Genomic DNA, 23,924 nt, shown 5'->3' with positions numbered 1-23,924 from the left:
CCACCATTTATTTTCGCCACAAAATTTATCAATAATTGTTTCGTCATCTGTTAACCATAGATGAGATAACACAGTGATACTTATTTTGTTTTTGTCTTGTCGACTCCCCTCAAAATAGAACATAACTATTGTGTTAGCGTATTACGTTTATTTCTACTTTAGTAACTTGATTGCATTTATCCAATTTTAACATTTTAAATTGTTAGTCATTAACGCTTTAGTTTTTTACATTTCCGTTTGTAACCGTTTGTAACCATTTGCAAACGAATTAACAAATATAATAATTTTTTATCCGTTTTAACAAGTTCAAAAAAATATAAAAAACCAAGATTACATAATAATAAAAAAAATTATCACTTCATATCACATCTTATCTCTCTTCGCATGTCCCCAAGAAACGACTACACCACCGACTGAAGACTGTAAATAAAATTCAAAAAAATTCAATATCCAATGCTCAATTCTCAAGGTTCAATAAAACAACCTTGAAATAACGCCTACTGAATGAACTGCCAACTGCAGATTGTGGACTGAAGACTGTAGTCTGCCTGCTTTCTCTCCCTTCTAATACCACTCAACAGATAAAACCTCCAACTTCCAACTGCTAACTGCTCATTGTTCAGTGATAATTGTTCATTGCTAATTCACTCCCAATAAGCATTGTGCCTTGCGTCCTTATTCCACTGGTTCCAGGAATATTTTTGTGTTGATTTTGTTACCTTCAGTATCTCTGAAGAGCCCACATACATGGCTCCGTTAGTCAGAACCGGCTGTCCTTCGATGGTCTCGTTGCTTTTTTGCAAGGTCTGTGGTGTTCCGGTGTTAATATCATAGCTCATCACATTACCATTTTTAGCGGCAACGATCACTTTGTCATTGGCCACTATGGGTATCTGACTGGAGTTTGTTTTTAAGGGCTGTTGCCATAGTATCTTTTCGGAGGTGGCATCAAAAGCCCTTACTGTCAGGCTGTCAAGGAGGACAACTATTTTATTTTTATACACGATGGGATGTGCACCGTTGAAGTTCATTTTTTTGTAACAGTTGTAGTTGTCGGTGATTTTTGACGGGGCAAGTATGGTGCTGTATGTTTTCATCACCTTCAGGCTTTTTCTGTCAAGTACCACCAGTTGTTCTTTACCGTTTACGGCAGCTGTGAGGAAAATATTTTCCTTTGTCAGTGTAGGGGAGGAGACGGCTTTTACGGTTTTTGATGATATCAGGGGTTGGCCCGACGCCTTGTCGAAAACATAATAGCTGCCGTTTTGCGAGGCGATGTGAACTTCTTTGCCGTCAACCACAGGGCAGGCGATGACTTCGTTGTCTATCCAGTTTATCCAGTTCATTTTGCCGCTGCGCAGGTCGAAGCAGGCCACAACAAACGATTCGGCTTTGTTTTTGGGGTTGGCTCCGCCGTTATCGTACACAACATATACGCAGTTGCTGTCGGCTGAGGGCGTGGAATAGATGGTTCCTGCCAGCCATTTGCTCCAGAGCATCTTTCCTGTGGAAGCTTCCAGGGCATACAGCGTACAAGAGTAAGTGTTGATAAGCAGGACACCGTCGTGGTAAACAGCCGGCGAGGTGCCCGATTCGCCCAGTTCCACACCCCAGAGATATTGTCCTGTGGTGGCATCGAGGCAATAAAAATTCGGAGAATAAAAACCCTGCTGGGTAAACAATTTATTGTTGATGACTGTGGGTGTTCCCACGGGGCCGGAGGGGGCAAAATCCACATCGTAGCCCTGTGCGGTCTTTTTCAGGTAGTTGACGGGTCGCGGAGCTGGGCGGATGGGCGTTTCATTATGGTTCACCACAAATCCCTTTTCGTTCATATGCCTTTCGGCAAGCATTTTCTCGATGTTTTTTGAGCCGCGGTAAGTGCGCGTTTCTTCTGCTGTAGCAAAACCTTTGGTGTTGGAAGCTTCAACAAACGAAGCTCCCTGTTCGTATTTCAGGTTGATGATGTAATTGTTACCTTTCTCCAGCATAAACCTGCAGGCGCCATTCTTGTCCGTAAGCCCTTCATAAACTCTTTTGTTGTTTTCGGCGCAAACATAAACAGGCTCGTCAGGCAGGGGATTGCTGTTGTAATCTTTCAGCTTAAAGGTAAACAGCAGATGTGTTGTGGTTCCTTCGCCTTGGGTAATCTGTTTCTGGAGGATGGTGTCGCCCTTGATGGTTCCCTTCACTTTGGTCTTTTCGTAAAATACCGTTTCTTTATATTCCATGTAGGAATGATTGGGCAGTTTCAACTTGCGCAAAGCTTCGCTGCCGGCGATGTCCACTTCGTATTCCTGATTTACAGGAACATAAAATACAGCAATTCCCGCTGAATTTGCTTTGGCAGCATACTTGATTTTATTTTTACAATCCACAATATCCACTGCGACATCAGGCACTATGGTGTTGTCGTTCTGCAAAACTTCGATGGTAACTTTTGCTATGTTTGTTTGCCCTTTTAGTTGCAGGGGCGTTTGTGATTTGAAAACAATACCTGAACGGTTGCAGGGCTTCCACTCGAAAATTTTCTCCGGGTCGTACGTAACAGTGCTTTTGCTCTGTCCTTTCACGTTTTCGGGCATCTCAAAGCTTTTCACGTCTTTCATCTCAAGGTAGCTGAACGTGTACATTCCTGCCTTCGTAAGCGTAAATAAAGCGCATCCGTTCATATCAGTTTTTGATTTAAGCGTTAATCCAATATCATTATTTATTGCAGTAACTTCTATATTGCTCATGGGTTTTCCGTAAACATCCATGATGCGCAATGTATAGCTAACTTGTGCGAAAACCGCAGCGTTTAGCCATAATGTCAAACAAACAAATATTATCTTTTTCATAATCGTATAATTATTAATTATTAACGGATAGCCATTTTTTTTTGTTATAGATTTCCGTAAAATAAAAGCGGAAATAACAACGCATAAAGATTAATACTTTTTCAAGTGGTTTGGTAACTGCAGCCGGTTTTAATGTGCATTTTTTTTTGTGAATGCAATGCATGCACATTCTAAACATCAAAAAAATCGTTATTAATTATCTTGTTTGTAGAAAAAGTAAATCCGGAACTTATAACTTAATATATTCCTGAAAGGTTTTTTGTAAAAAAGCTTTGCCCTGCCTGAGGGCTTTTTCTGTATCAGCACCTTCTATTTTCATTTTTTTGGTAACTGCCGCTTTCAGGTTGTGGTCATAAACGATATCCGCACTGTCGGTAATAAACCCAAAGCCATCATCAAAGACATAAAAAGCAAAGCCCTGTGCGTACTTATTCATCAGGTTTTTGCTCCATTCAAAATCATAGTTGACGATGTTGAGTTGTGCGAGCAAAGTAGCTGTCAAATCAAGATGAGAGCCTGTTTTGTTTATTGTTTTTCCCCGATATTGTTCTTTCAAAGCATTGCCGTAAAATAAAAAAGGAATATGATGTCGGAGGGGTTCATTGTAAGTGCGTTCCAGCGGGCAGCGGTGGGCATGGTCGGCGGTGATGATGAATAGGGTGTTGTTGTACCAGGGTTCTTTTTCTGAAGCTTTCAGAAAGTCATACAGGCACTTGTCGGTATAATGTGCGGTATTTCTGAAGAGTGTGCACTGGTCTTTTCCCTGATAAATTTTCGGAACATCGGCTTCAAAATATTCATGATTGGTGAGGCTGAGCATGATGGAGAAAAATGGCTCTTTACTGTTTTTTAGGTCGTGCAGCTGGAAGTTGAACACATCTTCATCGTAAGCTCCCCAGTCGGTTCGGTGTGTGTGGGGTATATCGCCTTCCCTGATTAACAAATCAATCCCCGACACCTGCAGGTAGGATTCCATTTCTGCATAAGCCGGGTCACCACCAAAATATAAAGATGTATAATAACCATTTTTTCTCAGAGTAGTAATAAAATTTGGTAGCTTGTCAAATTTTTCATAATTATTGATAATAGAAGTGCGGGGCTGTGCGGCAAAGCTGCTGAGCAGGGCCACAATACCCTGGTCGGTACGGAATCCGGTGGCATAAAACTCTGTGAACAGCAAACCTTTTTGTGCCAGGGAATCAAAGTTGGGGGCAATACCTTTTTCACCGCCAAGGCAGGCAACGGCATCAGCGCTGAAACTCTCCAGAATAATAAGGACAATATTCGGGCGGGTGCTTGTGCATAATAGTTCAGTTGTGTCTTTCTCCGTCTTGTAAAGCTCTTCAATGGTTTTTTCAAATTCAGCTTCCCGAAAATAAGTGTAAGGGTTTGTTTTTATCTGAGGGTGTGAGAGTATGGAAGTGATATTCCAAAGGTCGTTGAGAGCTGCAAAATTTAATATGGAATGCCCCGAATAAAAACACCAGCTTTTATTGATAGGCTGCTTTTGTATGCCTCCCCGCACACCGGTGAACATCAGTCCGGAAAAAACAATTAAAAAAATTAATATCGCAAGAATTCCGGGTTTCACAGGCTGCTGTCTCTTAAAGATTCTTTTAAATAATAAAATGACAGGCAAAATAACAGCTACCATCAATGCAAAATATAAAAGGTTAGAAATGTTGAAAATTATTTCGAAGATTTCTTTAGGATATGTGATAAACGACAAGGCTTTGGAATTTACTTTTGTCCCCCAGTTGTTATACAATGCGATGCCGGCAAAACTGATGCTCAGGTACAAGATTATTAACAGGTAGTTTGCCCATTTTGCCACTGCGAAAAAAGCTTCGCTTTTGTTAGTGAACATTCCGGTAGTGATGATAAGAAATGGGAGTATCATCAGGTAGCAGGATGCCGAAATGTCGGAGCCCAGCGCATAAAAAAATGATAGCATGATTTGTGAAAAAGGAATGCCCAGCAAGTCTTTGTAATTAAACAAAAGAAAAATTATCCTTTCCGCCTCAAAAAGCAGCATCCAGAAAATAAAAAGTTTCAGGAAGTACCATATTGGAAATTTAATCTCGCTAAAAGATGTTTTTTTCATAAAAATCAAGTACAAATTTATTAAATTTAACTTATTGTACTATTAACTATTTTAATTTTTAATAGCTCATGGGTTATTACAATACATCTATTACCCCAAGTTGGGTGTAATTATAATATTAACGCTTGACTTGTATTGTTTCTTTATCTGTAAAGAGTTACAATTCCTTTCGCTGTGTGTTTGTGCCTTTTTGAATCTGAAAAGTTGATGATATATACATAAGTCCCCGTTGCGGCAGGCTTGTTATTATATTTACCATCCCAGCAATCATCCCATGTTTGGGTTTCATAAACCCTCTGTCCCCAACGATTGTAAATATGCATGCTAAAATCTTCATTTAGTATTCCATATCCGGCGGGGCAGAAATATTGATTTTTTGGGTCCTCATTGGGTGTAAATGCATTGGGAACATACAATGCATAATCGGATTCAATGTAAATATACTTTGATGTGGTATCTGAGCACCCATGTATCGTTGTAACAATGAGTGTAACAAGATAGGTTCCCGTATCTTCCATGGATGGAAAATGATAATAAATGTCATCATAAGAATAACAGTGAAAGGTGTTTTGTGAAGTGGAGTATTCTCCATCTCCAAATGTCCAGTACCATTGAACCGGATCTCTGAGTGAGTTGTCGAAAAAACTAAAGGTAGGATCGATAATACTTGTACTGTTTTCAGGAGATGTAGAGAAAATTGCTATAGGCTTTGGGTAAACAGTAATGTATTGTTGTTTTACCAGAGTTGCTGCAGAGTTTATAGAGTTTGTAACCGTTAGTGATACATCATATGTACCGGAATTTGCATAGTAAGCTGTCGGGTTTTGTTCATAGGAATAGGTGGTGTTACCAAAATCCCAATAATAAGTGGCATCCGGTTCAACATTTGAAGATAAATCCGTGAAATGAACAGTAAGAGGCTCACACCCTGATAATGGGTAAGCTTCAAAATCCACAACAGGGGGCTCAGCCGCTACCGTAACAGTTACACTTGTTGTATTTTGACATCCGCCCGCATCAACGCCGACCACTATATAAGTGGTAGTTGATGATGGAAAAACGACCGGGCATGGAAGATTATTCTGGCCGGTTAATGAATTATCTGCAGGCGTAGATGACCATGTATAGGAAATACCTCCGGAAGCGCATATTACAGAAGAATCACCATTGATAATTATTGATGGTGATGCTGTTGCTGTTATCACCGGTGAGGGTGGGCCGAGTATGGTAACAGAACAAGATGTAGGGGAATATTGCCCGTTCGGATCTGAAACCGTCACCGAATAGGTTCCTGCACAAAGGTCATTTCGGGTATCGCTGGTGTTTCCGTCATTCCATAAATAATTGAAAGGGCCGTCCGCGCCATTAACAATCACAGTGGCTGTTCCATCGCATGTGAATGTTGGCGCAACAGGGCACATGCTTGCATCCGTTTTGTCGATAGAACAACTTATACCCCCTCCTGAACAAAGTGGGTCGCTAGCAGGTAACACAGTAACAGCAGAAACTAGTGTTGTATCCATGGAACAAAATCCGGTAGTGTTCTGAACATGAACAGAATACGTTGTTGAAGAAGCAGGGCTTACGGTAATGGTAGTGTTGTTCTCCTGACCAGCTAACCCGGGGTCAGGTGGGTTTGAAATCCATGTGATTGGAATACTGGCATCAACATTTATCTGTATGGTGGCAGATTCGCCTTGGCATATTGTCTGGTTTGGTGTTATGGATGCCCCAAGTTGTATGCCCGACAGGCCATTGATAATATATTGGCAATCGTCGCCGGCATTTCCATCAATCATGATATAATAAACTTGTCCAGGGACAAGGCCGGTGGCTGTAATTGTGGAGACAGTCCCGGGTGTGATTGGAGCATCTACATCTGTCCATGAAACGGGAGTCATTAAAGCAAAGTTGTTACAATTGGATCCTGAATAAACACCGAACTGAATTCCAATATTATCGCTGCAGGACAATAATGTCACTGTAAACACAACAGTGCTATTGTTTGCTACAAATTGTAACCACGAATTATTTTCAAGCGAACCTTCAAATAAACCACACGATTGGCACATATTACCAGGTTCATCAGGGGTATAATTACTGCTGGTATTTCCAAAATAACCATCCAGACTGCAAATTGTAGGGGCATTTTCACAATTATCTGCTGCAACCACCGGAGGAGTTACTATTCCGCATGCAAAATATGCTGACCAATTTCCATTAGCAGCAAACAAACTTCCGCTTGCATCACTTGAAAACCAGAATGTTAAACATGTGCCAGTGGAATAAATAGTCAGAGAACCGGGATTGGTGTTTGACAAATCATACAACACAGGTGATGAAGTATTTGGCCCGTCAAAAATAACCAGGTGGTCGCCACTGCCAATATCAAGTGATGAAAAAGCAAATGTCATAGGTTCGTTTGAACCAGAACAAAAAGTCATGATAAAACTTTCGTTGTTTCCATAAGTATTAGGGTTTATTAATAGGTCGGTTCCGGCATCCGAATCTGTAAAAATCCCTTCGCATACACCAGTAATTGGTTGGTCGCTCATCTGATAGGTAGGTATTTGTGCCTGTGTAATAATAACGGAATATAAGAATAAGGCGGTGAAAATAAAAAAATACTTTTTCATTGATTTTTTGATTTAGGAGTATTTAAAATACTATTAATTTTTGCCTCAACTTCATCTCTGGATAGAAACTCTATTACAAAACCAGGATATTTTTCATTTCTGTAAAAGGTTCTTTCTGATTTCTTTCTTTGCGGTTTTAGTAAAACGATATCAATGTCTCCATTTTCTTTAATCCATTTTTTATAGACGGAAGTGGTTGTGTCAACAATGTATGAAGAAGTGAACATGTAGTTTACTGCCCTTATTTCTGATTTTGATAATGAGTCTGCCTGTCGGGCAGTGAAATATTTTTTTGCGATGGGGTTTATTGTTGTGTTGCTTTGAGCATATAGGTTTGTTGAATATGCAATAAAAGTGAACAATAATACTGATAATAATTTTGAAGTAAATAAATTCATGCCGAAGTGTATAATTTTTACAAAAATAATAAAATATTTATACTCATGACACTAATTATTAAACTTTTTGATGCTTACGTTCACTTAAAATATTGATGATTATATGAGAATAATTTTGAAATATGTATTCATGCTTATATTTGTAATTATTGAGCGGAATGTTGCAAATGAAATACGATAAAGTTGGAATATACTTATTTGTTTGATGTTTATATCAAATAATATCAATAATTATAATTATGTTTCCATGTAATGCAGAAATAGTATTTTTGAAATATGAAACATAGCCGTGGAATAATTTTTTTTATCGTACTTATATTTCTTTTTGCCCTGCGCCTTGCTTATGGCTTGTGTTCTGAGTTTTGGTTTGAAGATGAATTGCAGGTGTATCTTATCGGGCTCAGGTATTATACCACAGGTGTTTTCCCTTACTTCGGCCCGGATATTGTTTACACGGCTACGCAGATCCCCGGGGCCTTACTGGGTTTGCTGGTAGGCCTACCTTTTTTTCTGGTACAAATTCCCGAAGCTCCGTATATTCTTTTAAACCTTTTGTCTTTTGCAGTTTTGTGTCTGTTCGGAGCATATTTACAAAAAAAGTTTACAGAAACCCCGTCTTGGTTTTTATGGATATGGATAATGACGTGCCCATGGGTAATGAATCTTTCCACTCATGTGTTTAACCCTTCTTATGTATTGTTTGGCTCTGTTTTATTTTTTATCGGTTTTTTTGAAGCTGTTCGGAGTTTAAGGATTGGCTTTGTAAAAATACCACTGGCATTTTTTATGATGGGTTTTGCGTTGTTTTGGGTGTATCAGCTGCACATGTCCTGGGTGTTGCTTGTTCCTTTTGTTTTTTATGCGTTCTGGAAATCATTTTTTGAAAATAAATTATCCGTTCCTGCCTTTTTTGCCGGCTGCCTCCTTCCTGCCTTGCTGCTTCTGCCTGCTTATTTTAAATTTGGGTTTCATGAAGGCGGCGGCCTTGCCTCAAATGTTGAGTTTAATTTTTCAAATGTAAAAGAATTTTTTACTTTAATGCTGCGTTATTTATCTCTTGCTTCAAACGAAATCCCACGTTTTATTGATACCGACGGGGCTTCCAGGCTCTGTTTCTTCCGCGATTATTTGTATGCGGTTCCCTTCCTTCTATTTGCAATACTTTCGGGTTTTCTTCAGGTGGCATATATGCTCATATCTTTTTTTATGAGAAACCCTGTCAAAGGTTTCCGGCAGGTAAAATGGATATTATTTTTTACCCTGATGTTTACGTGGTTCAGCTTTTTCTTTAGCGTAAAAGGCCCTTCTTCTCATACCTTTTATGTTTTGTTCCCTTTAGTGATGCTGTATTCATTTTATTGCTGGCAGCCATTGTTCAGAAAAAAATGGTTCGGAATTTTGATGATGCTGATGCTTTTTTCGGGCATAGTAACGAATATTACACTGGCATATCATAATTATCATGTAAAGTCGTTATACAAAAAAAGGGAGCTCCCCCGAAAAGCAATTCAACAAAAAAATTACCATATTTTGGGAGAACGAAGGGCATCAGAAAGGAACCCTGAATAATAAATAGTGCTGTCTTATAATTTGATATGCTATGAAAACGAAAGGGATTTATTGTATTGAAGGCTTGTGGAACCCTGATGATATTTCCGACAGGTCAACGGTGTTGCCTATACTCGAATTGCTGGAAAAGCGGGAAACCTGCAATTTTATTTATCATGATTGCGCTACTTATGAAGAATTGCTTTTCCTGATATCTACCTGGAGAAAAAAAACCGTATCAAACAAATACCCCATCCTTTATCTTGCCTTCCATGGAAAAGAAGAAAGGATATTTGTAGGAAAAGAAACTGCCGTGACACTTGAATTGATTTCTGAACTGCTTAAAGAAAAATGTTATGGAAAAGTGATATACTTTGGCTCATGTTCCACCCTGAATACAGATGAGCGGAATATTAAAAGATTTCTCGATAAAACGGATGCCATAGCCGCCATTGGTTACAAAACCGAAGTGGACTGGCTTCAGGCCACGGCGTGCGATTTATTTGTTTTTGATGCACTGCAAAAAGATTTGCTGGATTCGAAAGGGATAAAAAATATTCACGACAAGATTATCAGCGATTACGGCAATCTGCACCGCTTGCTGGGCTTGCGTGTTGTCATCAACGACCGCCAGCATTTTCCCAGAAAACGTAAAAAAACCAAATAATACCTAATTCCGAAGCTAAACGTGATATGTCGCTTTTTCTTAACTTTGCTGTTTAAAGGATGAAAACACGACTCGCCGTTTTACTGTTTATTATTTCCACAGCTTCTGCAACTTATGCACAGAACGCCGCCAGAGGGAATTTTTCGGGAAACTCCGTGCTGGCCGAAGGAGCTTGGTATAAGATAGCTACAGTGCAGCAAGGCGTTTACAAGCTGACATACGACAACCTGAAGCAACTGAGTGCCGCTGAGCCATTTTATTCTCAGAATTTTCGCCTTTATGGTAATGGAGGGGCAATGCTCCCCGAAAAAAATGCTTCGTCACGCTATGATGACCTAATAGAAAATGCTGTTCAGGTGTATGATGGCGGCGACGGCTTAATTGATCAGGGCGACTATGTTCTTTTTTATGGGCAATCTTCCGTGAAATGGAACTACAACCCTATACTGCATAATTTTGAACATCAACAGCACTATTATTCCGACACGGTTTTTTATTTCATCTCTTTTGATAAAGGCCCCGGAAAAAGAATAGTGCAATATCCCGAAATCATTGATGCTCCCGGGCTCAGTGTCAATAAATACAATGAGCATCTTTATCATGAACAGGAACTGAGGAACCTTTTAAAATCGGGAAAGATATGGTTTGGCGAATCTTTTGATGAAAATACCCAGCAGTTTTTTAATTTTATTTTTACGGGCATCAGCCACGATGATATGGCAAAAGTTAGGGTGAGTTTTACTGCCCGTTCCATGGCAAAAAGCGCCCTTACTGTGGAAGCTTCAGGAATTTCGAGATGCGATTCCATCAATCAGATACCTAGTAGCAGTAATGCGGAATATGCAAAAAGTTTAGTGTCGTCACTGAGCTTTTTACCAGATTCCGACACACTTACAGTGAAGATTACTTATCATAAAACCGATTCAACAGCTTTAAGCTGGCTCAATTATATTGAGGCGGAGGCATTAAGAAACCTGGTTTATAATGGAGAGCAATTTGTTTTTCACAATATTCAAACAATTGGTATTCCGGTAAGTGAGTTTGTTATAGCTGCGGGAAATAATCCGGTTAAAATATGGAATATTTCCGACTTTTTTAATATTCGCGAAATGCCTCTTGCGATACAAGGTACAGATGTTTCTTTTAGGGCATATACCGACAGCCTGACGGCTTATATTGCTTTTGACAGCAACAATCTGTTGGCTCCGGTTTTGTGTGAAAGTGTTCCCAACCAAAACCTGCATGGCTTGCCACAAGCAAATATGCTTATTATTTCACATCCTGATTTTCTTGATGAAGCTGCTGTGCTGGCGGCGTTTCACAATAACAATGGCATGTCGGTGAATATTACCCGTGTTGACCAGGTGTATAATGAATTCTCATCCGGGAGCCAGGATGTTACAGCCCTAAGGGATTTTATACGTATGTTTTATGAACACGAGACAGATGACTCTGCGAACAGTCTGAAATATGTGCTGCTATTTGGTGACGGTTCTTACGATATGAAAAACAGGCTGGCATATAACACCAATATTATCCCAACCTGGCAAACACTAAATTCATTAGTCCCGACAGGTTCTTATGTTTCCGACGATTTTTTCGGCATGCTCGACCCGGATGAAGGTGAAAATCTTAGCGGGAAGCTTGACGTTGGTATCGGGCGTTTTCCGGTAGTCAATTCTTTGCAGGCGGCTACGGTTGTAGAGAAGTGCATACGTTACGGTGCAAGGCAAAATCTTGTGAACCATGAACCGGGAGACGGACAGGTATCAAATTATGACCCATGGAGAAACAACGTACTCATTGTTGCTGATGACGAAGATGCCAACCTTCATTTTAAACAAGCCGAAAAACTTGTTCAGGCAATAGATTCCCTGGATAAAAATATCAATTTTACCAAAGTTTATCTGGATGCTTATAAACAGGTCAGTACCCCTTTTGGTGTAAAATTTCCTGATGCCAACGAAGCCATCAACAGCCGCATTGAGCAGGGAACGCTTATGTTTAATTATTTCGGACATGGAGGGGAAGCCGGCCTGGCAGCGGAAAATATTGTTACTCTTGCTGAAATAGGGCAATATACCAATTTTTACAACTTACCGGTATTTGTTACGGCTACCTGTGAATTCAGCCGCTTTGACAATCCGGAATATTTTTCTGCAGGAGAGCATTTGCTGCTGAGTGAAAAAGGAGGCGGCATTGCTTTGTTTTCTACTACCCGTGTGGCCTATGCTCATTCAAACGAAGTGCTAAGCCAAAACCTGATAAAATCCACATTTAATAATTCTGCCGAAGAAAAAGTGCGTTTTGGCGACATGATAAAAAATGCAAAAAATTCATGCCCTGCCGGAATTTACATGCAAAATTTTACCCTTCTCGGCGACCCGGCACTTGAATTTGCTATACCGGAATATAAAATCGTTACGGATGAGGTAATCTCAGATACCCTGCTATCTGCCGGAGACACAATACATAATTGCCGGACACTAACAATAAAAGGCCATATAAGTGATGCCGCAGGCAATGTTCTTGTAGGCTTCAATGGAACCCTTTTTCCGTTTGTTTATGATAAACCCTATCGTTGTTTTACACTTGCCAATGATGCTCAATACAGCTATGCCGCACCTTTTCTTGTTCAGAATACCGTGCTTTATAAAGGAAATATTTCTGTAGTGAACGGCTTGTTTGAATTTGACTTTTTTGTTCCTAAAAATATCAGTTTTGGTAGCGGCTATGGCAAAATCAGCTATTATGCCAGAGATCAGTGGGATGATGCACGGGGTGTTCTTGACAGCCTCTTTTTATTAAATTCAGGAAATAACGCCGATACGGATATTTTGGGGCCTGATATTTCCGCATGGCTTGAAGATGCAAACTTTAAAGACGGTGATTACACTTCGGCCAACCCGCCTTTGTTTTTAAACTTTCATGATACCAGCGGCATCAATTGCTACGGGCTGGGCTTCGGAAAAGAGATAACACTTATTCTGGATGACGATGAACATAATCCTGTATTTCTTAACGATGTGTATATTCCTGACATGAACACTTATACTTCTGGAAGTATTGAATACCAGTTAAATAATTTAAGTTATGGCCCTCACAAACTGCTGATTCGCGCTTCTGATTTACTGGACAATACTTCCGAAAAGGAAGTGCGTTTTGATGTGCTGACTCCGGAAGATATACGCGTTGGCGGTGTTTATAATTATCCCGACCCAGTCAATGCTTACACATGTTTTCATATAGAACACAACTTGAGCATTGATGCCATGGAATACACCATTACAGTTTACGATATCGCAGGGCGCAAAGCTGCTGAATTATCAGGGACTGTGCCGCCTGCTTATTACAAACCTCTTGAAATTTGCTGGGATGCCGTGAGCCTGAAAGGCGAACCTTTGCAAAAAGGATTTTATTCCTATCAGGTTGTTTTAACCGATGCAGCAGGCAGAAAAAGGCAGGCCGCTGATAAAATGATTATAATTAAATAAACATTTTCCTCAAAAAAACACCCTGTACAATATAATTATAAATAAATCGTTATTTTTGCATTCTTAAAACGTACCCATATCAATGAAGAAAGTTCTGCTTGTGTTTTGTTCTGTAATGTTGGCAGTTAATTTTGCCGGTGCTCAGAGTTTTATGTCTTATGCTGAAGAGCTTAATACAATTACCACGGCTGTTCCTTTGTTACTTATTGCTCCTGATGCACGTGGCGGAGGCCTGGGGGATGCCGGTGTAGCTTCCGAAGCAGATGCCAACTCCATGCATTACAATGCCGCCAAATATGCTTTTGTTGAAAAGGATTTTGGTTTCGCGGTATCTTATATCCCCTGGCTCCGCAAACTGGTAGGAGACATCAATCTTGCCTATCTCGGGGCCTATAAACGTATCAACAAAAGGCAGGTCATCGGCATGTCGTTGAGGTATTTTTCACTGGGAAATATCACTTTTACCAATGATATCGGGCAAAATATCGGCCAGTATAAACCGAATGAATTTTCTCTCGACGCATCCTATGCTTTTAAATTTACAAATGAAGTTTCTGGCGCTATTGCTATGAGGTATATTTACTCAAATCTTACCGGAGGAGGCTATTTCAATAATTCAAAAACAAAAGCGGGGCAGTCGGTGGCCGCCGATGTGAGCGTATATTATGCCAAACCTATCAAAATAAAAGAAATGAACACCACTTTTTCTCTGGGTGTGAACATTTCAAACATAGGCAACAAAATATCTTATACTGAAAATCTTGAACGTGATTTTATTCCTACCAACCTCAAATTGGGCTTTGGATACATGATGAATTTCGACAAAAACAACTCACTGGCAATCCTGCTTGATTTTAATAAGCTTCTGGTACCAACCCCGCCGGTATATCAGCTTGATTCCACAGGAAAATATATGTATGATAACGACGGCAACCTGATTATTGAAGCCGGAAAAGACCCTGATGTGGGCGTGGTACGTGGTATGATACAATCGTTTTATGATGCTCCCGGAGGTTTTAAGGAAGAGATAAAAGAAATCAATATTTCCACAGGTGTGGAATACTGGTATGCGAAACAGTTTTCCATACGCCTGGGCTATTTTAATGAGTCTGCAACCAAGGGAAACCGCAAATATTTAACTATAGGTGCCGGTCTGCGTTACAGCGTTTTCGGACTCGACTTTACCTACCTTATTCCTGTAACACAGCAGCGAAGCCCCCTTGAAAATACACTTCGTTTCAGCCTGCTTTTTAATTTTGACAAAATTAAAAGTAAGAAAGAAAAAAACGAAGGCGAAATCAAGAAAAATGAGTAGGATAGGATTTGGTTTTGACACTCATAAACTCGACCCATCTGCTAAATTATTTCTCGGCGGCATAGAAATTCCATCTGAAAAAGGCGCCACAGGTCACTCCGATGCCGATGTGCTTATTCATGCCATCTGCGATGCGCTTTTGGGAGCGGCCAACCTCGGCGATATAGGAACTCATTTTCCGGATACCGACACTCAGTATAAAGGCATTGACAGCAAAATACTTCTGAGAAAAGTTGTAGAAATGCTGATTGATAACGACTACCGTATTTCAAACATTGACACTACTGTCTGTCTCGAAAAACCAAAAATTGCACCTTATATTACACTGATAAAGCAAAAACTTTCCGAAGTAATAGGCATTCCTATTTATGATATTTCCGTTAAAGCAAAAACTTCTGAAAAACTGGGATTTATCGGCAGGGAAGAAGGCATTTCCGCTTATGCCGTTGCCCTGCTCGAATAATTTTTACCTGTAAAACCTGTCGTGAAAATTCACAAGAAAGAGTTTCCCTGTTGCCCGTGTAATTGCAGTATATAACCACCTAAGGTATTCCCTGTTCACCATCTCATCCGTCAGGTAACCCTGCTCAACGAAAACATTTTGCCATTGCCCGCCCTGTGTTTTGTGGCAGGTCATGGCATAGGCAAATTTTATCTGTAAAGCGTTAATATAAGGGTCATTGTAGATTTGTTTTAAGCGTTTGTTTTTTTCAGGAATATGAGAATAATTTTCCGAAATTGCATGAAACAAATTACGGAATTCGCTGTTAGGAAGGGAAGGTAATTCAGAACTCAGGGTGTTCAGAAGCAACTTAACATCAATATCTTTTTCTTCCGGGTAATCCACAAGCCGAATTGTTGCGTCGGCAAAGCTGAATACATCGTTGATTTGTTCCAATTTTCTGATGCGGAGTATTTCGGCTATATCGCCGTTTGCAATAAAACCTGCTTTGGATTTTTTCGATAACCAGTAATAGTTGTTTTTCACTATCATGATTTTGTCGCCCGAGTTTATGGTGCCTTCACGGAAAAGAAGCCGTTTACGAATTTCATTATTGTATAGATTGGCTCTTTTGTTGGAACGGCATATCACAATGGATTCCGTGTCGCCTGCGGCAGAATATGCCGTGTTCAGCGCATCTTCAAGTTCTGTACCGCTGATTCTTATTACATCTTTATAACTTGCTGTTTCAAAAAAATCCTTCCTGAATTTCGGGGCATGTATTATCTTACGAATATGCGTGGCGTTGGCAAGTATGCCTGATGTTTCTTCCTGCCTCACGACTTCTGTCAGTTCGCAGCTTGTAATATTCAGGAAAAAACTTTTGCTTAGTAGGTTTTCATTAAACGCAGGACTTATCTCCGTTCCTACAGGCGGTAACTGTGCTGTGTCGCCAACCATGACCAGTGAACAGTTTTCACCGCTGTAAACATAGGTAAGTAAATCATCAAGCAGGTTTGATGCTGGAAATAATTCGTGTTTGCCTGCTGTGTCGCCTGCTATCATCGAAGCTTCATCAACAATAAACACTGTGTTTTTACGTTTGTTTTCGCGAAGCGTTATATAAAATCCCGACTCGTCATCCCCGACATGATAAATGCCTTTGTGTATGGTGTAGGCCGGATGGCCTGAGTAAGCCGCCAGCACTTTAGCAGCTCTTCCTGTCGGTGCCATCAGGTAGGTGTCAACGCCAATTTGTGGTAGTATCTTCACAAGCACGCCGACAATACTGGTTTTTCCTGTGCCGGCATAGCCTTTCAGCAGAAACAGGCGTTTTTTTTCTTCCGATGCAATAAAACCTGAAAGCTTTTCAATAGCCGTCTCCTGAGTGGAGGTAGGCATATATGGGAAAGCTCTTAGAAGAAGCCCTGAAATATGCCTGGAATTTAAATCCTGATTCAGTTGATTTGTCATATCGAGTGCAAAGAAAAACAAAGTAATAAATATATTGCAAAAAAGTTGATTTTTAAACGTATTACGGAATAGCCCATATAATTGGTTTTGAAAATGATAATGCTGTCATCATATCATGGTATGCATCAAATGGAAATGGAACGATGTCATAAAGGGAGCAAAAGCGACAGAAGCCAGTGGCAGTGTGCTTTTTGCATTTGGATACGGCAATAATACTAAACGTGTTAAAACATCTGGAGTCGCTGGTAGTCATTCACATATTTTTGAAACCAATCATGCTTATTTGAGCATTAAGACAACCTACCGTTAATATTTATTAAATATTTACTTTACTTCTTATTGTATCGGGATTCGAAGAATCTGATAACATGAATAGTAATAAATTGTGTTCAATAAGTCTATGAATAATGGTATTGATTAATCTGTAAAATGTTTATCATTTTACTTATGTAGTGATAAATAGGTTTAATTTTGTTCGGTTCTTTTTGTCAATTTTCCGATGAGTAAATATCTTCAAATTTTAAATTACATGTATGATTGCCTGCCCATGTTTCATCGCATCGGTATGGCAGCATACAAAGCCAACCTTGATAATACTCACGCATTAAGCAATCTGACTGGTAAGCCTGAGGTTAATTTCCCATCTATACACATAGCAGGCACTAACGGAAAAGGTTCAGTATCGCATATGTTGGCATCTATACTGCAGGAAAGCGGTTACAAAACAGGACTTTATACTTCGCCTCACCTGAAGGATTTCCGCGAACGTATCCGTATTAATGGAAAAATGATTTCCAAAAGCAGGGTGGTCGCTTTTGTGACAAAATATAAAAAAGATTTTGAAACTATCAACCCCTCTTTTTTTGAAATGGCTTTCGCCATCGCAATGGAATATTTTTCAGAAAATAAAGTTGATATTGCAGTCGTGGAAACAGGAATGGGGGGGAGGCTGGATTCTACAAATATTATCCGTTCCATTCTTTCTGTAATCACTTATATTGGTTTTGACCATACACAGTTTTTAGGCGACACACTGAAAAAAATTGCTGTAGAAAAAGCGGGCATCATTAAATCCGGAGTTCCGGTAATAATTGGTAAAACACAGCATCATACAAAAGATATTTTTGAGCAAAAGGCATTGGAGAAAAATACAGAAATATGTTTTGCCGACAACATATATAAAGTCAGGAATTTTAACAATGGAAATGGTATTTCATTTGAGAGCATTTTTGATATATACAGGCATGGTAAACTGATGCACAAAAGTTTGCATTGCGCGCTGGGAGGCAGCTATCAGACAGAAAATATTCAGACAGTTTTTGCTGGTTTGGAACATTTAATAAAACAGGGTTACAAAATTCTTGATGAAGCCATATTTAAAGGGCTTAAAAATGTAGTAACCAATACCGGCCTGCAAGGGCGTTGGCAGCTTCTTGCAAATAAACCGCTTACCATTTGCGATACAGGGCATAACCATGACGGGATAAAAATTGTTGTACGTCAATTGAAAAAAATGAAACTCAGAAAGCTGCACATTGTGTTCGGCATGGTGAATGATAAAGATATTTCAGGAATCCTGAAATTATTGCCAAAGGATGCTGTATATTATTTTTGTAAAGCGGATATTCCCCGTGGACTTGATGCTTCCATACTGAAATCCCAGGCCGAAAGTTTTTGTTTACAAGGTGAAGCTTATAATAGTGTTAAGCATGCATACAAAGAAGCGATGCAACAAGCACATGCTGATGATGTTATTTTTATAGGCGGTAGTATTTTTGTAGTTGCCGAAGTGGTTTGAGTGCCACATTATTTCAAAATAACAAGTTTCTCCATTTTCTGAGCAAGCTGGCCGTTGTTATTTTTAACTTTTAGGTTATAAATATATACGCCTTTCCCGATAGGATCGCCGAAGTCGTCCCTACCATCCCAGGGTATGGGGTCAGCCCTGAATCCATTAGTGGCAACAGTGGTGTTGATGGTTTTTATCAGTTTGCCCGATACGGTAAATATCTGTACCAGCACTTCAAGTCCGCAGCAGGGCTGGTTATGTTCGAACCAGAATTCTGTGTAGGTTGTAAAAGGATTAGGGTAGTTCAAAACATGGTCTAAGGCTAAATCGGCTGTTTCTGCTACAATAAAATCTATTTCTGCCTCAGCAGAGTTGTTATAGATATCCCATGCTTTTAACAATAATTTATGGGTTCCTTCGTCAAGGCCTGTAAAAGGGTATTTTACTATACCGCTCTGATATGTGTCAAGGTCAGATTCATAATAATCATTCAGCGAAATGGTGTTCTCGGTATTATCATCCAGTACAGCAGAAATGTCGTGCCCGATTCCGTTGCCGATGGTGTTCAGCCCGGCAGAGTCGCTGAGATACGCAAGCAACAAAGGATTTTTATTGGTAATACCGCCAGGAACAAATTTTGTGTCGTTAAAATAGATTTTAATTTCCGGCCCGTCAATGTCGGTGATTTCCTGATTGCTGGTTCCGCCGATGATAAAGTTTTCATAATAGCCATTAGCATCTTCAGTATTATTCTGAGAATAATAACTCACCCTGCCTTTACCGAAATTGTAAGCGATATCTTTGGGTACAACAAAACTGAATTTGAAATCGCCGTTATTTACGCTGACCTTTCCTTTGTAAATAATATTTTTCTGAAGGCTGAACGATTGCGGATACCCGGCATCATTGCCATTTGAAACCAGCTGCGTTTTTTTATCAAAAATGCTCGGGTATAGTATTCCGTTATAATTTGTAAGTTTTACGCCTGAATTGTCTGCAACGTAACCTGAAATGCTTACCTTTTCCATGGCTTTGACGGTATCGCTTAGACCGGCAACAGGATGGTTGTTTATTTCTGTAGTAACAATATTGTATTTTGGGTAAGATAGCCTGAGTGCCGGGTCACCAAGCAAGCTGAAATTGCTGATAGGGGAGCTACATCCCATGGCGTTTTTAGATGATTTAATAACATCACCGATATAAGGATATATTCCGGACGTTTTTTTGAAAATATTATTGAAAAAATTAAAGTTCAGAGAATAATTTGAACCGGCGAAAGCGAGGCGGGTGGTTGTGAAAAGTCCGATACTGCCTCCTCCGGAATTTAAAAGCACAAATTCCCCCGCTGAAGTGCGAGCGGGGTCGTCAAAACGGCTGAACTCACAGGTGGCGGTAACGAAAAAAGGCAGGTTATTTTTATTCGACCAGCTGTTAATATCTGTTAATCCTAATATGGCTTCATGCGCCCAGCCTATTTCGCCGCCATGCCCAATATAATTGATAATCAAAGCTCCTTTGGCAACACGTTTGTTGATGGCATCTGTAACATCAGGATAACGCTGCCCTCCCGGAGTTGATACCTGTGTGTATGCATCCATGTATATTTTGTCAATGTTGATGTTGTTGTAAACCGTATCAACAAATACTGCAATGTTTTCGGATTGCCCCATAAAATTTTCTCCTGGAACATCTGCATCATCGGCAACAAAACATACAATGTTCCTCCAGTCAGCAAAGTTGGAGATGCTGTTCGAAAAATCAGAGCATGAAGAGCCGCCATTTGAAAGGTTGTATTTTGCTGTATAACTTAAAATCTTGTCTGTAACTGCTTTTGCTTCATCCGCACTTTTAACGGGTATTCTGCCAATGGAGATATCCAGCTGGTTATTATATGCTCCGCTCTCAGTGTCGTCGAGAAAACCAAAGTAATCATCCGTTAAAAAAGAACTTGTCGGGTCCAGGGAATTGGATGTTTGGTATGTAGGGACATAATTTGTATTGTCGCTCACCCGGTTCAGATAATCATAAGAAGCATCTCCCATAAGCAGGAGAAATTTTGGCTGAAGTTCCGTATTAGAACCTGCACGGTCGTATAACATCTTGACAAAATCTTTGATGGCTGTTATGTCCTGATTGCCCGAAGAAAACTCGTTATAAATTGCCTGTGGCGTAACAACAACAGCAGTCAGGTTATCATTTTCACTGTGCATATTGGCAATACGTCCGGCTTCAGAAACAAACGCCGGATGTGAAACAATCACCATATCATATTGCCCAAGTCCGTGCAAATTCTGATTATCTACTCTGCCTTGCTTGCTTATTGGATATAAAGATGTCCCGCTAAAGGCAACAAACTCCTTTAAAGAATCTGTCTGTACACGGAATGAAATTTCAGAGCCATTTACAGTTGTATTTATTTTTTTTGGCTCAGTAAAATCAGTAACATCCCATACAGTAACTGCTGCCGAAGCATTGCTGATAATAAATTCGGTAACTCCTTTCCCAATACTTTGTTGATTTCTGAAAGCCATCTGGCCGGAAGAAAATGTAAGGGAACGCACGGCATTTAATTCAATGTAATCAAGCCAGCCAACCGCATTTGAATTGCCGTTTTTAAAATAATTTATTTGGATAGTTAGCGGGCTGGTGGCCGAAAAAGTTGTGCTGTTAGTATCAACATTAGCGTAATTGGATGTGTAACTCGATGAAACAGCTGAAATATTATAATCAAGAATCTTGGTGCCGTTTGCGTATATTTTGAAATTTGTAGGGATGTTAACAGAACGTGCCAGGGAAGAAGTTTTCATAAATATAGGGCTGCCCCCAACAATGTTTGGAAAGTTAAAAGAAAATGAACGGCTGGTAGTCATATCAAAAACTTCCCCGTAAAATTCCCTGCCGGATTTAATCAGGTTGAGTGAATCATTTTCATAAAAAGCATAATCATTAAATGTAGTTGCTGTAAAGTCGGCAGGGGCAGACAGGGAAGGTATTCCCGTAATGCGCTTGCCCGGGCCCAGACTAATTGTAATAAAATAGGCTGAAGTTTTAGAATATTTATTAATACTATGATTAAAAATATTATTAGCACTGTCATGAGACCAGGATTCCGGCCCTTTAGCATAAAAAACAATATAATCGTTCTGGTTAAAAATACCATCTGATTCCCCATTGACCATTATGGCATTTTCCTGCAAATCATCAAAACGGAATTTGCTGTTATCTTCAGGGAGCATCTGGCCTCCGTTACCATAAATTCTTATGTTTCTCGGATCAAGATTGTAAGGATTCAATCCCAGCTCTTCCAGATCCGAAAAAGTGATAATATGCAAACCGGTTTTGTAAACCTTAAACATATACCAATTACCTGAGCTTAACACGGAATTGGAAGCATATGGCCTGGCTTTCAGGGGTAGTTCAGAGGTTTTAGGCATTTTGTAGTTTATATGATAACGAAATGACAGCAAACGTTCTGTTTTTCCTGTAACGGGGTTTTTTCGAAAAGGAAGAAAAGAAAGTGTAACATATTGTTTTTTATTGCGATAGCTTATTTCAGAATGTATTTTGATATTTTCTGTTAAATAGTTCTCGAAGTTCTTTATAATATTTTTATCGCTTTCAGGGACTTCAGCGAATTTTTCGTCCGATATTTCTGCAACAGGTAATAAATTGTTAGTATTTGTTTCGTAGATACCAAAAAAATATGGCATATCTGTAGAATCCGGATATATGGCTCCCTCAAAATTCAGGTATTGCCTGCTGAGATTTTCGGCCAACTGCATGCTAAATGGGGCATTCCATTTTAAAACCACAGTATTTTTATCAGGACTTTGTCTTTGTTGAGGGTAAACATTGAAAAGAGCTATAAGCAACAGGGAGTAAAATATCAGGTGTCTTTTGAGCATTATAAAGGTTAATTTCAAGATTTTAAGGGGCAAAAATAATTTTTTATTTGATAGGTGCTTTTTAAAAAAATATCTCTTTCTGTGTAACTTTATCTGCAATTTTTAGTAAAAAAGTTAAAAAAAGATTTTATTAAATATTTGCTTTTGTTAAAAATTGCTATTTTTGCTTAGCAAAATATTTTCATAATAACGGAACGAAGATATTTTTATTGTAAATGAAAAAACCAAATAATTTGCGTATTTTTGCCAATACTAACACAGTATGTTGCGTTATTATGTTTTGAACCAAAAAATATTTATATGAAAAAACTTTACACAATAGTTTTATTAGCGTTTATTGCTTTTGGAAGTGTTAGTTATGCACAGGATCCTCACTTTTCTCAATATTATGCTAACCCTTTGTATTTAAACCCGGCTTTTGCAGGTGCTACACTTTGTCCGCGAGTCATACTGAATTTCCGTGACCAGTGGCCGTCTATTTCGGGTACTTATGTTACTTATAATGCTTCTTACGACCAACATATCGAAAAAATTTCCGGTGGTATAGGCGTGCTCCTAAATACCGACAGGGCAGGACAGGGAATACTGAACACAACAACAGTTTCTTTTATGTATTCGTTCCGCCTCGAAGTTAACCGTGAGTTTTCAATGAAAATGGCTTTACAGGCTACATATTTCCAGAAAAAACTCGACTGGCAAAAGCTGACATTTCCTGATATGATAGATAAAAGGCATGGTTTCGTATTTAATACCAATGAATTGCCTCCGGCACGCCTTACAAAAGCCAATGCTGACTTCGCTGCGGGAATTCTGGGATACGGAGAAAAGTATTTTGTAGGTTTTGCAGTACATCACCTTACAAAACCTGACGAAGGATTTATCAGCAAAAGTCGTATGCCTATGAAATTTACGCTGCACGCCGGTGGTATCATTGACCTGGTAAAAAAAGTGCGCCGCAGAAGTAATGAACATACGGCCACACTCTCGCCCAACATACTTTTCATGCAGCAACAGAATTTTCAGCAAATTAATTATGGATTGTATTTTAACCGCTATCCTTTTGTAGGCGGTATATGGTTCAGGCAGAACTTCAAAAACTCAGATGCCATTATTTTTATGGCGGGTTTACAAGTTAGTATGTTTAAAATTGGTTATAGTTATGACCTGACAATTTCAAAACTTACAAATGCTACTGGCGGTGCTCATGAAGTTTCTTTTGCTTTGCAATTTAATTGTAAACCTCCGTCAAAGAGAGTCAGAGCAATAAATTGTCCTTCATTTTAGTTATATTATTAAAACAAAAACAAATAAAA

13 protein-coding genes are annotated in these 23,924 nt (G+C 39.4%); 7 read left to right on the top strand and 6 right to left on the bottom strand.

Annotated elements, in window-relative coordinates:
- Window positions 1-644: 644 nt before the first annotated feature.
- From M0R16_11100 to M0R16_11085, 4 genes are all read right to left on the bottom strand, one after another.
- Window positions 645-2,840 carry a PQQ-binding-like beta-propeller repeat protein gene (locus tag M0R16_11100; protein MCK9613419.1) on the bottom strand — a complete coding sequence of 732 codons (2,196 nt, stop codon included), beginning with the start codon at window positions 2,838-2,840 and terminating at the stop codon, window positions 645-647.
- Between the two features lie 229 nt (window positions 2,841-3,069).
- The gene (locus tag M0R16_11095; protein MCK9613418.1) at window positions 3,070-4,944 is read right to left on the bottom strand and encodes a sulfatase-like hydrolase/transferase; all 1,875 of its coding nucleotides are present in this window, start codon (window positions 4,942-4,944) and stop codon (window positions 3,070-3,072) included.
- A gap of 143 nt (window positions 4,945-5,087) precedes the next feature.
- Entirely contained in the window at window positions 5,088-7,580 is a 2,493-nt protein-coding gene (locus M0R16_11090; GenBank protein ID MCK9613417.1) for a gliding motility-associated C-terminal domain-containing protein, read from the bottom strand.
- Window positions 7,577-7,978, bottom strand: coding sequence for a hypothetical protein (locus M0R16_11085; protein ID MCK9613416.1), 402 nt, complete (start codon window positions 7,976-7,978; stop codon window positions 7,577-7,579). Before M0R16_11085 ends, M0R16_11090 begins: the two co-directional genes overlap by 4 nt.
- A 276-nt stretch (window positions 7,979-8,254) precedes the next feature.
- Here M0R16_11085 and M0R16_11080 point away from each other — a divergent pair, with 276 nt between their 5' ends.
- The 5 genes from M0R16_11080 (at window position 8,255) to ispF (ending at window position 15,465) form a co-directional block, all read left to right on the top strand.
- Complete coding sequence (locus M0R16_11080; protein ID MCK9613415.1) at window positions 8,255-9,547, top strand: hypothetical protein; 1,293 nt, start codon at window positions 8,255-8,257, stop codon at window positions 9,545-9,547.
- Between the two features lie 31 nt (window positions 9,548-9,578).
- Complete coding sequence (locus tag M0R16_11075) at window positions 9,579-10,193, top strand: hypothetical protein (GenBank protein MCK9613414.1); 615 nt, start codon at window positions 9,579-9,581, stop codon at window positions 10,191-10,193.
- A 59-nt stretch (window positions 10,194-10,252) separates the two neighbouring features.
- Complete coding sequence (gene porU / locus M0R16_11070; GenBank protein ID MCK9613413.1) at window positions 10,253-13,687, top strand: type IX secretion system sortase PorU; 3,435 nt, start codon at window positions 10,253-10,255, stop codon at window positions 13,685-13,687.
- An 82-nt stretch (window positions 13,688-13,769) separates the two neighbouring features.
- The gene (porV, locus tag M0R16_11065; protein ID MCK9613412.1) at window positions 13,770-15,002 is read left to right on the top strand and encodes a type IX secretion system outer membrane channel protein PorV; all 1,233 of its coding nucleotides are present in this window, start codon (window positions 13,770-13,772) and stop codon (window positions 15,000-15,002) included.
- Window positions 14,995-15,465, top strand: a complete 471-nt coding sequence (gene ispF / locus M0R16_11060; protein MCK9613411.1) for a 2-C-methyl-D-erythritol 2,4-cyclodiphosphate synthase — start codon at window positions 14,995-14,997, stop codon at window positions 15,463-15,465. The genes porV and ispF overlap by 8 nt, the downstream gene beginning before the upstream one ends.
- A 3-nt stretch (window positions 15,466-15,468) precedes the next feature.
- On the opposite strand, the gene M0R16_11055 is transcribed toward ispF, so the two are convergent.
- Window positions 15,469-16,845 (bottom strand): AAA family ATPase, encoded by a 1,377-nt coding sequence (locus tag M0R16_11055; protein MCK9613410.1) that lies wholly within the window; start codon window positions 16,843-16,845, stop codon window positions 15,469-15,471.
- 619 nt (window positions 16,846-17,464) lie between these two features.
- Here M0R16_11055 and M0R16_11050 point away from each other — a divergent pair.
- Window positions 17,465-18,715 (top strand): bifunctional folylpolyglutamate synthase/dihydrofolate synthase, encoded by a 1,251-nt coding sequence (locus M0R16_11050; protein MCK9613409.1) that lies wholly within the window; start codon window positions 17,465-17,467, stop codon window positions 18,713-18,715.
- Window positions 18,716-18,723: 8 nt separating this feature from the next.
- On the opposite strand, the gene porU (M0R16_11045) is transcribed toward M0R16_11050, so the two are convergent.
- Window positions 18,724-22,629, bottom strand: coding sequence for a type IX secretion system sortase PorU (porU, locus tag M0R16_11045; GenBank protein ID MCK9613408.1), 3,906 nt, complete (start codon window positions 22,627-22,629; stop codon window positions 18,724-18,726).
- A 282-nt stretch (window positions 22,630-22,911) separates the two neighbouring features.
- Between porU (M0R16_11045) and M0R16_11040 the strand changes: the two genes are divergently transcribed.
- Window positions 22,912-23,895 (top strand): type IX secretion system membrane protein PorP/SprF, encoded by a 984-nt coding sequence (locus M0R16_11040; GenBank protein ID MCK9613407.1) that lies wholly within the window; start codon window positions 22,912-22,914, stop codon window positions 23,893-23,895.
- The last annotated feature ends 29 nt before the right edge of the window (window positions 23,896-23,924 follow it).

The sequence above is a fragment of the Bacteroidales bacterium genome, assembly GCA_023228145.1.
GTDB lineage: Bacteria > Bacteroidota > Bacteroidia > Bacteroidales > CAIWKO01 > CAIWKO01.
Note: the sequence above shows the minus strand (reverse complement) of the source record. Positions and strands in the feature narration are given on the sequence as shown.

What these genes read in the sequence shown, in the direction of transcription:
- M0R16_11085 (MCK9613416.1), bottom strand. Translation starts at nt 7,978, where the DNA reads ATGAATTTATTTACTTCAAAATTATTATCAGTATTATTGTTCACTTTT.
- M0R16_11080 (MCK9613415.1), top strand. Translation starts at nt 8,255, where the DNA reads ATGAAACATAGCCGTGGAATAATTTTTTTTATCGTACTTATATTTCTT.
- M0R16_11055 (MCK9613410.1), bottom strand. Translation starts at nt 16,845, where the DNA reads ATGCCTACCTCCACTCAGGAGACGGCTATTGAAAAGCTTTCAGGTTTT.
- M0R16_11040 (MCK9613407.1), top strand. Translation starts at nt 22,912, where the DNA reads ATGAAAAAACTTTACACAATAGTTTTATTAGCGTTTATTGCTTTTGGA.
- ispF (MCK9613411.1), top strand. Translation starts at nt 14,995, where the DNA reads ATGAGTAGGATAGGATTTGGTTTTGACACTCATAAACTCGACCCATCT.
- M0R16_11100 (MCK9613419.1), bottom strand. Translation starts at nt 2,840, where the DNA reads ATGAAAAAGATAATATTTGTTTGTTTGACATTATGGCTAAACGCTGCG.
- porV (MCK9613412.1), top strand. Translation starts at nt 13,770, where the DNA reads ATGAAGAAAGTTCTGCTTGTGTTTTGTTCTGTAATGTTGGCAGTTAAT.
- M0R16_11075 (MCK9613414.1), top strand. Translation starts at nt 9,579, where the DNA reads ATGAAAACGAAAGGGATTTATTGTATTGAAGGCTTGTGGAACCCTGAT.
- M0R16_11090 (MCK9613417.1), bottom strand. Translation starts at nt 7,580, where the DNA reads ATGAAAAAGTATTTTTTTATTTTCACCGCCTTATTCTTATATTCCGTT.
- porU (MCK9613413.1), top strand. Translation starts at nt 10,253, where the DNA reads ATGAAAACACGACTCGCCGTTTTACTGTTTATTATTTCCACAGCTTCT.
- M0R16_11095 (MCK9613418.1), bottom strand. Translation starts at nt 4,944, where the DNA reads ATGAAAAAAACATCTTTTAGCGAGATTAAATTTCCAATATGGTACTTC.
- M0R16_11050 (MCK9613409.1), top strand. Translation starts at nt 17,465, where the DNA reads ATGTTTCATCGCATCGGTATGGCAGCATACAAAGCCAACCTTGATAAT.